The sequence below is a fragment of the Pseudomonas sp. 8_5_2 genome (genome assembly GCF_059295255.1).
Genome location: NZ_CM181238.1, coordinates 5,700,252 through 5,714,769, shown reverse-complemented (window position 1 = coordinate 5,714,769; position 14,518 = coordinate 5,700,252). Strand labels below are relative to the sequence as shown.

At 63.5% G+C, this 14,518-nt stretch carries 9 protein-coding genes; 5 read left to right on the top strand and 4 right to left on the bottom strand.

Annotation, left to right across the window (positions count from 1 at the left end; genetic code table 11):
* Positions 1–128 precede the first annotated feature (128 nt).
* On the top strand, positions 129–3,002 hold the full coding sequence (gene gcvP / locus AC5O5R_RS26090; protein WP_172219473.1) for an aminomethyl-transferring glycine dehydrogenase: 2,874 nt from the start codon (positions 129–131) through the stop codon (positions 3,000–3,002).
* 48 nt (positions 3,003–3,050) lie between these two features.
* Here gcvP and AC5O5R_RS26085 read toward each other — a convergent pair whose 3' ends face one another.
* The 3 genes from AC5O5R_RS26085 to AC5O5R_RS26075 form a co-directional block, all read right to left on the bottom strand.
* On the bottom strand, positions 3,051–3,365 hold the full coding sequence (locus AC5O5R_RS26085) for a DUF2388 domain-containing protein (RefSeq protein ID WP_172219471.1): 315 nt from the start codon (positions 3,363–3,365) through the stop codon (positions 3,051–3,053).
* Between the two features lie 88 nt (positions 3,366–3,453).
* Complete coding sequence (locus AC5O5R_RS26080; protein WP_172219469.1) at positions 3,454–5,139, bottom strand: GspE/PulE family protein; 1,686 nt, start codon at positions 5,137–5,139, stop codon at positions 3,454–3,456.
* A 325-nt stretch (positions 5,140–5,464) separates the two neighbouring features.
* Positions 5,465–6,841, bottom strand: a complete 1,377-nt coding sequence (locus AC5O5R_RS26075) for a CYTH domain-containing protein (protein WP_172219467.1) — start codon at positions 6,839–6,841, stop codon at positions 5,465–5,467.
* Positions 6,842–6,985: 144 nt separating this feature from the next.
* Between AC5O5R_RS26075 and argE the strand changes: the two genes are divergently transcribed.
* Entirely contained in the window at positions 6,986–8,128 is a 1,143-nt protein-coding gene (gene argE / locus AC5O5R_RS26070; protein ID WP_172219465.1) for an acetylornithine deacetylase, read from the top strand.
* A gap of 124 nt (positions 8,129–8,252) precedes the next feature.
* Entirely contained in the window at positions 8,253–9,551 is a 1,299-nt protein-coding gene (gene argA / locus AC5O5R_RS26065) for an amino-acid N-acetyltransferase (RefSeq protein ID WP_172219463.1), read from the top strand.
* A gap of 161 nt (positions 9,552–9,712) precedes the next feature.
* Here the strand turns inward: argA and AC5O5R_RS26060 are convergent, their stop codons facing one another.
* Positions 9,713–11,089, bottom strand: coding sequence for a glutamine synthetase family protein (locus tag AC5O5R_RS26060; RefSeq protein ID WP_172219461.1), 1,377 nt, complete (start codon positions 11,087–11,089; stop codon positions 9,713–9,715).
* A 573-nt stretch (positions 11,090–11,662) separates the two neighbouring features.
* Here AC5O5R_RS26060 and AC5O5R_RS26055 point away from each other — a divergent pair.
* Both AC5O5R_RS26055 and AC5O5R_RS26050 read left to right on the top strand, forming a co-directional pair.
* A complete protein-coding gene (locus AC5O5R_RS26055) occupies positions 11,663–13,021 on the top strand; it encodes a glutamine synthetase family protein (RefSeq protein WP_172219459.1) in 1,359 nt (452 codons plus the stop codon).
* Positions 13,022–13,069: 48 nt separating this feature from the next.
* Entirely contained in the window at positions 13,070–14,431 is a 1,362-nt protein-coding gene (locus AC5O5R_RS26050) for an aspartate aminotransferase family protein (RefSeq protein WP_172285302.1), read from the top strand.
* Positions 14,432–14,518: the final 87 nt, after the last annotated feature.

The following is a 14,518-nucleotide window of genomic DNA, read 5'->3' as shown; positions in this document are numbered from 1 at the left end:
AGCCCCCTGTAGGAGCGGCTTTAGCCGCGAAGAGGCCGGGCCTGTAAACAAGTTTCCCCGCAGAATCGGCAATCCCTTCCTAGACTTGTAAGTCTCCATGAGACCTGGTCCAGGAAGAGAGCGTCGTCATGTCCCAGTCGCCGTCCCTGCGTCAACTGCAAGAACTCAACCCTTTCCTGCGTCGCCACCTGGGCCCCGATGCCGCGGAGCAGCAGGCCATGCTCGATGCGCTGGGCATTACCAGTCGCAGTGAGCTGATCGAGCAGACCGTACCGCCCGATATTCGCCTCAATCGCCCTCTCGACCTGCCGCCGGCGCTGGACGAGCAAGCCGCCCTGGCCAAACTCGCCGGTTACGCAGAGCAGAACCAGGTCTGGACCAGCCTGATCGGCATGGGCTACCACGGCACCATCACCCCAACCGTGATCCTGCGCAACGTGCTGGAGAACCCGGGCTGGTACACCGCCTACACCCCCTATCAACCCGAGATCGCCCAAGGCCGGCTGGAGGCGCTGCTGAACTTCCAGCAAATGGTCATCGACCTCACCGGGCTGGCCCTGGCCAATGCCTCTCTGCTCGACGAAGCCACCGCCGCCGCCGAAGCCATGGCCCTGGCCAAACGGGTGGCGCGCAACAAGAGCAATGCCTTCTTCGCCGACCAGCACTGCCATCCACAGACCTTGTCGGTACTGAAGACCCGTGCCGAGGGTTTTGGCTTCGAGCTGATCGTCGATTCTGTGGATAACCTTGGCAAACACGCGGTATTCGGCGCTTTGCTGCAGTATCCCGATACCCACGGCGAAGTGCGCGACCTGCGCCCGCTGATCGACCGGTTGCACGGCCAGCAGGCCCTGGCCTGCGTCGCTGCCGACCTGCTCAGCCTGGTGGTACTGGCGCCGCCTGGGGAGCTGGGCGCGGATGTGGTACTGGGGTCGACCCAGCGCTTCGGCGTGCCGATGGGCTACGGCGGCCCCCATGCTGCCTATTTCGCCTGCCGCGACGACTACAAGAGGGCCATGCCCGGGCGCATCATCGGCGTGTCCCGCGATGCGCGGGGCAACACCGCGCTGCGCATGGCTTTGCAAACGCGTGAGCAGCATATCCGCCGCGAGAAGGCCAACTCCAATATCTGCACGGCCCAGGTGCTGCTGGCCAATATCGCCGGTTTCTATGCGGTGTACCACGGGCCGCAAGGCCTGCAGCGTATTGCCCAGCGGGTGCATCGGCTGACCTTCATCCTGGCCGCAGGCCTTGAGGCCAAGGGCATCCAGCGCCTCAACCAGCACTTCTTCGACACCCTTACCGTGGATGTGGGTGGCGCGCAGGCCGCCATCATCGAAAGCGCCGAAGCGGCGCACATCAACCTGCGCATCCTTGGTCGCGGGCACCTGGGTGTCAGCCTGGACGAAACGTGCAACGAGCAGACGGTGCTGCGCCTGCTGGACATCTTCCTGGGTGTCGACCACGGCCTGGACATTGCGGCACTCGACCAGCTGGCACTGCCCGAGGGCATCCCGGCCAACCTGGTGCGGCGCACGCCATTGCTCGCCCACCCGGTGTTCAACCTGCATCACAGCGAAACCGAGATGCTGCGCTACCTCAAGCAGCTGGAAAACAAGGACCTGGCCCTGAACCAGTCGATGATCCCGCTGGGGTCGTGCACCATGAAACTCAACGCCACCAGCGAGATGATCCCCATTACCTGGCCGGGTTTCGCCCAACTGCACCCGTTTGCCCCGGCGGCCCAGGCTACGGGTTACAAGGCGATGATCGACGAGCTGGAAAGCTGGCTGTGTACGATCACCGGTTTCGACGCCATCTGCATGCAGCCCAACTCGGGCGCCCAGGGTGAGTACGCCGGCCTGATGGCCATCACCCGCTACCACCGCAGCCGCCACCAGCCGCAACGAACCCTGTGCCTGATCCCGTCCTCGGCCCACGGTACCAACCCGGCTTCGGCGCAAATGGCCGGTATGGAGGTGGTGATCGTCGATTGCGACAACGATGGCAACGTCGACCTGGCCGACCTGAAGGCCAAGGCCCATGCGGCTGGCGAGCGCTTGTCATGCCTGATGATCACCTATCCGTCGACCCACGGCGTGTACGAAGAGGGCATTCGCGAAATCTGCGAGGTGGTGCATCAGCACGGCGGGCAGGTGTACATGGACGGCGCCAACCTCAATGCCCAGGTGGGCCTGGCGCGGCCGGCAGACATCGGCGCCGACGTTTCGCACATGAACCTGCACAAGACCTTCTGCATCCCCCACGGCGGTGGCGGCCCGGGCATGGGGCCAATCGGCATCCGTGCGCACCTAACGCCATTTGTCGCCAGCCACCCGGTGGTACCGGTGCCGGGCCTGGACCCCAACAACAGCGCGGTCAGCGCCGCACCCTGGGGCAGCGCCAGCATTCTGCCGATCAGCTGGATGTACATTGCCATGATGGGGCCACAGCTGGCCGATGCCAGCGAAGTGGCGATTCTCTCGGCCAACTACCTGGCCAGCCAGCTGGGTGGCGCCTTCCCGGTGCTCTATCGCGGGCGCAACCAGCGGGTGGCGCATGAGTGCATCCTCGACCTGCGGCCGTTGAAGGCCTTGACCGGCATCAGCGAGGAGGACGTGGCCAAGCGCCTGATGGACTATGGTTTCCACGCGCCGACCATGTCATTCCCGGTACCGGGCACGCTGATGGTGGAGCCGACCGAGAGTGAATCGAAGGCCGAGCTGGACCGGTTCGTCGAGGCGATGCTGGCGATTCGGGCGGAAATTGCTGAGGTGCAGGAGGGCAACTGGCCAGCGGAGAACAACCCGCTCAAGCATGCGCCGCATACCTTGGCCGATGTGCTGGGGGCGTGGGAAAGGCCGTATAGCCTGGAGCAGGCGGTGGCGCCCAGTGCTCATGTGCGTCAGCACAAGTACTGGCCGGCGGTGAACCGGGTCGACAATGTGTATGGGGACAGGAATCTGTTCTGTGCGTGTGTGCCGGTGGAGGCTTATCGCTGAGGATGGTGTGGATTCTTCGCGGGCTTGCCCGCGAAGAATCCAGCGCGGTTATTCGGCTACCGCGTTCTTGGCCAGGATGGCATTGGCCAGCTCCATGTCGGATGCCTGCATGCCCGGGTTCTCCGCGCGCACCTGGTTCAGCGCCGACTCCAGGAACGGCCCGCGAATGGCGCCCTCGCTGGCCACGAAGCTGCCGGCGTCATCCTGCGCCGCCATCACCAGCTTGTGATCCCGCGAGGTCAGGTAGCTGGATGCGGTAGTGGCACCGGAAGAAATCACGTTACGCCAAAAGGTATCGGCCATGGCCGAGCCAAGAGGCAGCGAAAGCAAGGCAGCGGCGGCGATGGCGGTTTTGAGACGCATGTTGAAACACCTCGAAGGGTGAGGGTTGAAGATGCGCGGTTTGATCTTGCTTCAGAGGGCAAGTTCCTTGATTACAAGGGTTTTTTGCTCAGGAACAGGCCCGCAGTACTTCCTCCAGCCGGGTCTGCCCGCAGGCCACTTTGGCCTCCCCACAGCTGCGCAAATCGAGCAGCCCATCGGCCACGGCCTGGCGTCGTAGGGTGGCCAGGTCGCTGCCCGGGCCTATCTGCGCACGCAGGCTGTCGCTGGGCACCAATAGTTCGAACAGCCCCGTGCGGCCATGAAACCCGGTGCCGCGGCAAGTACGGCATGGCTGGCCGCTGGTTGCCGCCGCATCGCCCCGGCAGTCGGCACACAGCGTGCGCACCAGTCGCTGGGCCATGACCCCGACCAGCGTTGCCTTGAGCAGGTAGTCGGCAACACCCAGCTCTTGCAGGCGGGTAATCGCCGCGCAGGCGTCGTTGGTATGCAGGGTCGACAGTACCAGGTGACCGGTCAGCGCTGCCTGTACCGCCACCAGAGCGGTTTCGCGGTCGCGAATTTCGCCGATCATGATGATATCCGGGTCCTGGCGCAGCATCGCCCGCACACCGCTGGCAAACGTAAGGTCCAGGGTGGGCTGGACCTGCAGCTGGTTGAAGGCGGGCTCCAGGCGCTCGATCGGGTCCTCTATGGTGCACAGGTTGACCTGCGGCGTGGCCAGCAGCTTGAGGCTGGCATACAGCGTGCTGGTCTTGCCGGAGCCGGTGGGCCCGGTCACCAGGATGATGCCCTGGCGCTGGCGCAGCAGGTCGTGCCACCGGGCCAGTTGTTGCCCTTGCAGGCCGAGCCGGTCAAAGCCCACCTGCAGTTGTTGCGGGTCGAACAGGCGCAGCACCAGCTTTTCACCAAACGGGGTTGGCAGGGTCGATAGCCGCAGCTCCACTTCGCCGCCATCTTGCAGCCGGCTTTGCAGCCGGCCGTCTTGTGGCCGGCGCTTTTCCGCTACATCCATCCGGCCAAGGTGTTTCAGGCGGCTGACCAATGCCAGGGTCACCCCGGCGGGGAAGGCGTACACGTTATGCAGCACGCCGTCGATGCGGTAGCGCAGCTGGCCCTGCTCGCGGCGCGGTTCCAGGTGGATATCGCTGGCGCGCTGCTCGATGGCGTACTGCAGCAGCCAGTCGACGATATGCACGATGTGCGCGTCGTCCGCGCTGGCTTCGGCCTGGCGCTTGCCCAGCTCCAGCAGCTGTTCGAGTTCGCCAAGGCTGGCCGATTGCTGGTGTTGCGCACCTTTTACCGACTGGGCCAGACGGGAGAACGACTGCGCTGACTGGCGCAGTTGCAGTGGGCTGGCCAGGACACGACGGATCGGCCGCCCCAGGCTGCGGGCCAGGTCGGCCTGCCAGTCCTGCTGGTAGGGCTGGGCACTGGCGACCGTAACGCTGGATGGGTCGGCAGCGACGATGAGGATGCCATGGCGCTGGGCGAACGCCGGGGAGATCAGACCCGCGACCTGGGGCAGGTCGAGTTGCAGGGGGTCGATGCGCAGGTAGGGCTGGCCGACCTTGCCGGCCAACCATTGGCAGAGGTACTCCAGGTCCAGGGGGTGGCCAGGGTCCTGGCGGTTTTCAAGGTGGCAGGCGGCAATTTGCTCGAGGGGGTGGCAGGCTGGCTTGGCTGCGGCGTGTTCGAGCACGTGCAGGGTGTCGTTGGCGTGCAGGTGCTGATCAGCCAGCAGCGCTTCGAGGACGCGCTTGAGGTCGAGTGCCGGGTTGTCGGGGGTATGCATGATTGGCGTCCGTGCCTGATGGAAGTGCTGAGCAAGGCTAGCCCGGACCGGGGAGGGTTACCGCGAAAGTTAAGTTTCGAAATCTTGCTGTGCCTGTGCCGGCCTCTTCGCGGGCAAGCCCGTCCTCATAGAAGTGCACATAACTTACTGATTTAGCAGGGACCCTGTGGGAGCGGGCGCGCCCGCGAAGAATCCAACGCGGTGCATGGCACCGGCTGCGCCGGTGTTCGCGGGCGCGCCGGCTCCCAGAGGTTACGCGGAGCGCCCAGCATCAGTTCTCTGGGCGACAGCGCAGCCCAATGAGCTGGGCAATCTCCTACAGGGATCAGCCCTTGAGCAGGTGCTTCCAGCCGCGGCTCTGATCGACTGCACGCGCCTGGTCGATGCGCGCCTCAAGCAGCTCGTTGGGCTCTTCACCCAGCGGCGATTCCGCCAGCTCGTGGAGTTTTTTCAGGTCGCCATACAGGCGGTCCATCTGTGGTGCTTCGAGCACTTGGCGGGCATGGTGCAGCCAGGCCAGCAACTGCTCGATACGTGGCAGCTGCTCGGCCAGGTCTTCCGGGCGCTGGGTGTACAACGGCAGCTTCAATGCACGGCCTTCTTCGCCCAGCAGGTGCGCCAGCCAGTTGGCCAGCTGCGCCTTGCCCTGACGTTCGCCGCGGCCCTTGCGGTCCACGGTCCAGGCTCGGGCCAGCAGCCAGCGCGAGGTTTCCAGCGAGAACTGGCCCCAGCGCACATCTTCCAGCTCTTCGGCAAACTGCTCGGGGGCGGCGCGGCGGATGTCTTCGTCATCGTTACCGGCCTGCACCAGCGGGCGCCAGTCTTCGAGCAAGGCGTCGAGGCTGCTGCGCAGGTCGCGGGTGGTGGCACGTGGCGCGGCCTGGCCCAGGCTGGCGGTGAGCGCCCGCAGCTCGCTCAGGCAATCGACCCAGTCTTGCAGCAGACGCCAGTGGCCGTTGTGGCGGTATTGCTCGGCCAGGCGCTGGCTGCTGGCCAACAGTTGCCAGGCCACCGCAGCGTAGGCGTCGTCCAAGGCCATTTCGGCGTCCAGCTCGGTGCTGGGCAGGCCCAGCTCGTAGCTGTCCGGCTGCAGCAGGCGGTAGCCACGCTCGGCCTTGCTGATGTCGCAGGGCATCAGCGGCAGGCTGGCGGCCAGCTCGGCGGCCAGCTCCAGCAGGGCTTGCGGCTCACCTTCGCGCAGTTCCAGCTCCAGCTCGCAAATCTCTTCCTTGCGCTTGCCGGCGATGACGAAGCCTTGGTCCAGCGCAGCTTCGATCACCACTTTGCTCTTGCCACGGCCCCAGGCGATTTCGGCGAATTCACGGGTGAAATCGGTGCTGAACAGCGGCTTGATGGTTTTCTTGTCCAGGTCGGCCAGCTGCTCGGGCCAGCAGGTGGCGTCGAGTTTCTTCAGGTCGAGCTTGGCCTTGTCCAGCTGCCATTCATGTTCCTGGCGTACGGACAGACCGGCCACGCTCTGGCCACGGCACTTCAAGGTCTGGATGATGACTTCGCCATCGCGGCGCAGGCGCAGGGCGACGCGGGCTGCAGAAAGCTCGCGCTCGGGGGTGTCGAAGTACTGGTTGGTCAGTTCGCGGGTCTGCCAGCCGGACTTGTTGCGCTTTTTCAGCAGAGGGTGCTCGCGCAAGGCGGCAAGGGTCTCGCGACTGGCGCGGAGCTTGAGTTCGGTTTCTTTGTGCATCACAGACTCGAAGGAGGGGGCGTGGTTGCCAAGGAGTTTACAGCAGTCGGCTGTCGACTGTTGGATCGTGGTCGATTGTTCGCGGGGTTGCCCTGCGAATGGACGGCATTGTTATGATGGGTAACGCTTCCGAGGAGTACGCGCATGCCGTTGCCGACGCTGAAAGACCAGTTTGCCGCCTTGATCGCCGCGCCTTCGGTCAGTTGCACCCAGCCCGCGCTCGACCAGTCCAACCGCCAGGTCATCGACCTGCTGGCCGGCTGGCTGGGCGACCTGGGGTTCGCCTGCGATATCCAGCAGGTCAGCCCCGGCAAGTTCAACCTGCTGGCCAGCCGTGGCAGCGGCCCGGGTGGCCTGGTGCTGGCCGGGCACAGTGACACCGTGCCCTATGACGACCAGCTGTGGGCCAGCGACCCACTGAAGCTGACCGAGGCCGATGGCCGCTGGATCGGCCTGGGCAGCTGCGACATGAAGGGCTTCTTCGCGCTGGTCATCGAAGCGGTCATTCCGTTGCTGGAGCACGATTTCAAGCAGCCGCTGCTGATCCTCGCCACCTGCGATGAAGAAAGTTCCATGTCCGGCGCCCGTGCCCTGGCGGAGGCCGGCCAGCCGCTGGGCCGCGCGGCGGTGATTGGCGAGCCTACCGGGTTGCGGCCGATCCGCATGCACAAGGGCATCCTCATGGACCGCATCGATATCCTCGGGCGCAGCGGCCATTCGTCGGACCCAAGCCTGGGCCGCAGCGCGATGGAGGCCATGCACGCGGTGATGGCCGAGCTGATGGGCCTGCGCCAGCAATGGCAGGAAAACTACAGCAACCCGCAGTTCAGCGTGCCAACCCCTACCCTGAACTTCGGCTGCATCCACGGCGGTGACAACCCCAACCGCATCTGTGGCCAGTGCGCCCTGGAATTCGACCTGCGCCCGCTGCCAGGCATGGATGTGGAGCAATTGCGCGCGGCCATCCGCGAAAAACTGCGGCCCGTAGCCGAGCGCCATGAAGTGCGTATCGACTACGCGCCGCTGTTCCCGGAGGTGCCCGCGTTCGAGCAAGCCGCCGACGCCGAGCTGGTGCAGGTGGCAGAACGCCTGACCGGCCATCGCGCCGAAGCGGTAGCGTTCGGCACCGAAGCGCCTTATCTTCAGCAGCTGGGCTGCCAGACCATCGTGCTGGGCCCTGGCGACATCGCCTGTGCCCACCAGCCCGGCGAATACCTGGAAATGTCACGAATCGAGCCTACCGTGCGTCTATTGCGTGACCTGATCCGGCACTATTGCCTGCACTAAACGTCAATCAAGTTGATTCGTTCCTGCCTAGAGGAGACCGCGCGTGACCGCAAGCCTGTTCCGACGATGATCCTGAACGCCCCCTGTATCGCCGTTCTCCGTCCACTTATCCACAGGCCCTGTCATGCCCGACTACGTCAACTGGCTGCGTCATGCCTCCCCGTACATCAATGCCCATCGCGACTGCACCTTCGTGGTCATGCTCCCTGGCGATGGGGTGGAACACCCTAATTTCGGCAATATCGTTCACGACCTGGTGCTGCTGCACAGCCTTGGCGTGCGGCTGGTGCTGGTGCACGGCTCGCGCCCGCAGATCGAAAGCCGTCTGGCTGATCGCGGCCTCACGCCGCACTACCACCATGGCCTGCGCATCACCGATGCCGCCACCCTGGACTGCGTGATCGATGCCGTCGGCGCCCTGCGCCTGGCCATCGAGGCGCGCCTGTCGATGGACATCGCTGCCTCGCCGATGCAGGGCTCGCGGCTGCGCGTGGCGTCTGGCAACCTGGTCACGGCGCGGCCGATCGGCGTGCTCGAAGGGGTGGACTACCACCACACCGGCGAAGTGCGCCGGGTCGACCGCAAGGGCATCAGCCGCCTGCTCGACGAGCGCTCCATCGTGCTGCTGTCGCCGCTGGGCTATTCGCCCACCGGAGAAATCTTCAACCTGGCCTGCGAAGACGTGGCCACCCGTGCCGCCATCGAACTGGGCGCCGACAAGCTGCTGCTGTTCGGCGCCGAACCGGGCCTGTTGGACGCCGACGGCAAGCTGGTGCGCGAGCTGCGCCCGCAGCAGGTTGCGCCGCACTTGAAGCGTCTGGGCAGCGACTACCAGGGCGAATTGCTGGATGCCGCCGCCGAGGCCTGCAAAGGCGGCGTGGCGCGCAGCCATATCGTCAGCTATGCCGAGGACGGTGCCTTGTTGACCGAGCTGTTCACCCGTGGCGGTGGCGGCACACTGGTGTCGCAGGAGCAGTTCGAAGTGGTGCGCGAGGCGACCATCGAGGATGTCGGCGGCTTGCTGGACCTGATCAGCCCGCTGGAAGAGCAGGGCATCCTGGTGCGCCGCTCGCGCGAGGTGCTGGAGCGCGAGATCGAACAGTTCAGCGTGGTCGAGCGCGAAGGCATGATCATCGCCTGTGCGGCGTTGTACCCGATTGCCGATTCCGAGGCCGGTGAGCTGGCGTGCCTGGCGGTGAACCCGGAATACCGCCATGGTGGGCGTGGGGATGAACTGCTGGAGCGTATCGAAAGCCGGGCGCGGCAGATGGGCTTGAATACCCTGTTCGTGCTGACGACGCGCACGGCGCACTGGTTCCGCGAACGCGGGTTTGCGCCCAGTGGTGTGGAGCGGCTGCCGGCGGCGCGGGCTTCGCTGTACAACTACCAGCGCAATTCAAAGATTTTCGAGAAGTCTTTGTAAACCTTTACTGGCCCTATCGCCGGCAAGCCAGCTCCCACAGGTACTGCACAGCCTTCAAAGCTGGCCTCTACCTGTGGGAGCTGGCTTGCCGGCGATAGGGGCGGTACAGCCGGTGCATTCCCCAGAATGAAAAACGCCGCCCTTGTGGGCGGCGTTTTCATTTACACGGTATGCAGATACCAGTTGTACTCGAGGTCGGAGATCGAGTGTTCGAACTCCTCCAGCTCGCTTTCCTTGCACGCGACAAAGATGTCGATGTACTTCGGATCGATGTACTTGTTCAGGATCTCGCTGTCGTCCAGCTCGCGCAGGGCATCGCGCAGGTTGTTCGGCAGGCTCTGCTCGTGCTGCTCGTACGAGTTGCCCTCGACTGGCGCCCCTGGCTCGATCTTGTTGGTCAGGCCGTGGTGCACGCCAGCCAGCACAGCCGCCATCATCAGGTACGGGTTGGCGTCGGCACCGGCCACGCGGTGTTCGATGCGCACGGCATCCGCCGAGCCTGTTGGTACACGCAAGGCCACGGTGCGGTTGTCCAGGCCCCAGCTGGGCGCGTTCGGCACGTAGAACTGTGCGCCAAAGCGGCGGTACGAGTTGACGTTCGGGCAGAGGAACGCCATCGATGCAGGCAGGGTCTCGAGCACACCGCCGATTGCGTGACGAAGCGCGGCGTTCTGCTCGGGATCCTCGCTGGTGAAGATGTTGTTGCCATCTTTGTCCAGCACGGAAATGTGTACATGCAGGCCGTTACCTGCCTGGCCCGGGTAGGGCTTGGCCATGAACGTGGTGTCCATTTCATGGTCGTAGGCGATGTTCTTGATCAGCCGCTTGAGCAGTACCGCGTAGTCGCACGCCTTGAGCGGGTCGGCCACGTGGTGCAGGTTGACTTCGAACTGCGCCGGGGCGCTTTCCTTGACGATGGCGTCAGCTGGAATGCCTTGTTCCTTCGCGCCTTCGAGGATGTCCTGCAGGCAGTCGGCATATTCGTCGAGGTCGTCGATCAGGTAGACCTGGGTCGACTGCGGGCGCTTGCCCGAGATTGGCGAGCGCGGCGGCTGCGGGCGACCGTTCACGTTCTCCTGGTCGATCAGGTAGAACTCGAGCTCGAAGGCGGCGCAGATGGTCAGGCCCATTTCGTCGAACTTGCTGACGACCTGGCGCAGTACCTCACGAGGGTCGGCGAAGAACGGCTCGCCTTCGATCTCGTGCATGGTCATCAGCAGCTGGGCGGTGGGGCGTTTTTGCCACGGCTCGTTACAGAGCGTGTCGGGAATCGGGTAGCAGATGCGGTCAGCATCGCCGATGTCCAGGCCAAGCCCGGTGCTTTCGACGGTGGAACCGTTGATATCCAGGGCAAAGAGGGAGGCAGGCAGGTTGATGCCTTTTTCGTAAACCTTGTGGAGGCTGGTGCGCTCTATGCGCTTGCCGCGCACCACACCATTCATATCTGCAATCAGAAGGTCAACGTAGAGAACCTCAGGATGTTCCTTAAGGAACGCGTTCGCTTCGTTAAGCTGAACGGCACGCGGGGGTACCGACATGATGCAACACCTTTGTTGTTAAAAATATCAATCAAGGGGGGCTTGCAGGTCCAGTCAATCGAAAAGACAAACTGATGTCAAGCCAACCCCATGATGCCCTGAAATGGCACATCGACGGCAGATTTGCTGCAAATCGGGGCGTGCCATTATCCGCTATTTCTTTCACAAAGGGGTATCTCCGACGTGCCGTGTTTTATTTTTTACGGAGGTGTTGTGTAAAAAAATGAACAAGGCTAAGCTCGGTCTCAACCCAAAACACAATAATACGAGGGTCACATGGTCCGCTTGCCGCGACCTGAAAGCACTGCCTGCGCAGTGCCATCGGGTACCTCCGTCGTTTTTGCAAGCTTCGTCAATGGCGTGGTCGCCCTGGCCGCAATAATTGACGCTTGGCGCTTCCATGCCCGCCCGCGTAGCGGTTTGCTGCCCTTCGTTTTGTCTTTCTGCCCTTCGAACTCATTTTGGACACATCTGTTTTCAGTGTATCCACTGCGGCCGTGCGCGCGTGTTTTGCTTTAGCAATGTACTCCATCCAGAATCAATGCGCGGACCACCTTACCTCCTGAGGTATTTATGAGTAACAACCTCGACCAGCTCACCGATTGGTTGAAAGAGCACAAGATCACCGAAGTCGAATGCATGATCAGTGACCTGACCGGCATCACGCGCGGCAAGATTTCGCCCACCAACAAATTCATCGCGGAAAAAGGCATGCGCCTGCCCGAGAGCGTGCTGCTGCAGACCGTGACCGGCGACTACGTCGACGACGACATCTATTACGAACTGCTCGATCCGGCAGACATCGACATGATCTGCCGCCCCGACGAGAACGCTGTGTTCCTGGTGCCATGGGCCATAGAGCCGACCGCCCAGGTCATCCACGACACCTACGACAAGAAGGGCAACCCGGTCGAGCTGTCGCCGCGCAACGTGCTTAAAAAGGTGCTGCAGCTCTACGCCGACAAGGGCTGGCAGCCTATCGTCGCGCCCGAGATGGAGTTCTACCTGACCAAGCGCAGCGAAGACCCGGACTTCCCGCTGCAGCCACCGGTAGGCCGATCGGGCCGCCCGGAAACCGGCCGTCAGTCGTTCTCGATCGAAGCCGCCAACGAATTCGACCCGCTGTTCGAAGACGTCTACGACTGGTGCGAACTGCAGCAGCTGGACCTCGACACGCTTATCCACGAAGACGGCACGGCGCAGATGGAAATCAACTTCCGTCACGGCAATGCCCTGCACCTGGCCGACCAGATACTGGTGTTCAAGCGCACCATGCGCGAGGCGGCGCTCAAGCACAATGTGGCCGCCACCTTCATGGCCAAGCCCATGACCGGCGAGCCTGGCAGTGCCATGCACCTGCACCAGAGCGTGGTCGATGTTGCCACCGGCAAGAACATCTTCAGCAACGACGACGGCAGCATGAGCGAGCTGTTCCTCAACCACATTGGTGGCCTGCAGAAGTTCATCCCCGAAGCGCTTCCGCTGTTCGCCCCCAACGTCAACTCGTTCCGCCGTTTCCTGCCAGACACCTCGGCACCGGTGAACGTGGAGTGGGGCGAGGAAAACCGCACCGTCGGCCTGCGCGTGCCGGATGCCGGGCCGCAAAACCGACGGGTCGAGAACCGCCTGCCGGGCGCCGACGCCAACCCTTACCTGGCCATCGCCGCCAGCCTGCTGTGTGGCTACATCGGCATGGTCGAAGGCATCGAGGCCAGCGCCCCGGTGCAGGGCCGCGGCTACGAACGCCGCAACCTGCGCCTGCCGCTGACCATCGAGGACGCCCTGGAACGCATGGAAAACAGCCGTGCGCTGGTGCAGTACCTGGGCAAAAAATTCATTACCGGATATGTCGCCACCAAGCGCGCCGAGCACGAAAACTTCAAACGCGTCATCAGTTCCTGGGAGCGTGAGTTCCTGCTGTTTGCTGTCTGATCAACCCTGGTGCCGCAGGAGCGCGGCTGTCGAACAACGGAGAAGCACATGAGCGTCAACAACCCGCAAACCCGTGAATGGCAAACCCTCAGCGGGGAGCATCACCTTGCACCTTTCAGTGACTACAAGCAGCTGAAGGAGAAGGGGCCGCGCATCATCACCAAGGCCCAGGGTGTGCATTTGTGGGACAGCGAGGGGCACAAGATCCTCGACGGCATGGCGGGCCTGTGGTGCGTGGCGGTGGGCTACGGCCGCGAGGAGCTGGTACAGGCGGCAGAGAAGCAGATGCGCGAGCTGCCGTACTACAACCTGTTCTTCCAGACCGCTCACCCGCCAGCGCTGGAGCTGGCCAAGGCGATCACCGACGTGGCGCCCGAGGGCATGACCCATGTGTTCTTCACCGGCTCCGGCTCCGAAGGCAACGACACCGTGCTGCGCATGGTTCGCCACTACTGGGCGCTGAAGGGCAAGCCGCACAAGCAGACCATCATCGGTCGGGTCAACGGCTACCACGGCTCCACCGTGGCCGGCGCCAGCCTGGGCGGCATGAGTGGCATGCACGAGCAGGGCGGCCTGCCGATTCCGGGCATCGTGCATATCCCTCAGCCGTACTGGTTCGGCGAAGGCGGCGACATGACGCCGGATGAGTTCGGCGTCTGGGCTGCCGAGCAGCTGGAGAAGAAAATCCTCGAAGTCGGCGAAGACAACGTCGCCGCCTTCATCGCCGAGCCGATTCAGGGCGCCGGTGGCGTGATCATCCCGCCGCAGACCTACTGGCCGAAGGTGAAGGAGATCCTGGCCAGGTACGACATCCTGTTCGTCGCCGACGAAGTCATCTGCGGTTTCGGCCGCACCGGCGAGTGGTTCGGCTCCGACTACTACGACCTCAAGCCTGACCTGATGACCATCGCCAAGGGCCTGACCTCCGGTTACATCCCCATGGGCGGTGTGATCGTGCGTGACACCGTGGCCAAGGTGGTCAGCGAAGGCGGCGACTTCAACCACGGCTTCACCTACTCCGGGCACCCGGTGGCGGCCGCCGTAGGCCTGGAAAACCTGCGCATCCTGCGCGACGAGAAAATTGTCGAGAAGGCGCGCAGCGAAGCGGCACCGTATTTGCAAAAGCGTTTGCGTGAGCTGCAGGACCACCCGTTGGTAGGCGAGGTACGCGGCCTGGGCATGCTCGGCGCGATCGAGCTGGTCAAGGACAAGACCACCCGCAGCCGTTACGAAGGCAAGGGCGTCGGCATGATCTGCCGTAACTTCTGCTTCGACAACGGCCTGATCATGCGTGCGGTAGGTGACACCATGATCATCGCGCCGCCGTTGGTGATCAGCCATGCGGAGATCGACGAGCTGGTGGAAAAAGCGCGCAAATGCCTCGATCTGACCCTGCAGGCGATCAACTGATCAACTGCTAGGCTAGCGATGTGACATTAAGTCGTTACAGGGCTCTGGTTTCCTTGAAACAGTGCCTTGTAACTTGCCAGACTAGCG

Coding starts and splice junctions, on each gene's coding strand:
- gcvP (WP_172219473.1), top strand. CDS start 129: ATGTCCCAGTCGCCGTCCCTGCGTCAACTGCAAGAACTCAACCCTTTC.
- AC5O5R_RS26085 (WP_172219471.1), bottom strand. CDS start 3,365: ATGCGTCTCAAAACCGCCATCGCCGCCGCTGCCTTGCTTTCGCTGCCT.
- AC5O5R_RS26055 (WP_172219459.1), top strand. CDS start 11,663: ATGAGTAACAACCTCGACCAGCTCACCGATTGGTTGAAAGAGCACAAG.
- AC5O5R_RS26080 (WP_172219469.1), bottom strand. CDS start 5,139: ATGCATACCCCCGACAACCCGGCACTCGACCTCAAGCGCGTCCTCGAA.
- AC5O5R_RS26075 (WP_172219467.1), bottom strand. CDS start 6,841: ATGCACAAAGAAACCGAACTCAAGCTCCGCGCCAGTCGCGAGACCCTT.
- AC5O5R_RS26050 (WP_172285302.1), top strand. CDS start 13,070: ATGAGCGTCAACAACCCGCAAACCCGTGAATGGCAAACCCTCAGCGGG.
- argE (WP_172219465.1), top strand. CDS start 6,986: ATGCCGTTGCCGACGCTGAAAGACCAGTTTGCCGCCTTGATCGCCGCG.
- argA (WP_172219463.1), top strand. CDS start 8,253: ATGCCCGACTACGTCAACTGGCTGCGTCATGCCTCCCCGTACATCAAT.
- AC5O5R_RS26060 (WP_172219461.1), bottom strand. CDS start 11,089: ATGTCGGTACCCCCGCGTGCCGTTCAGCTTAACGAAGCGAACGCGTTC.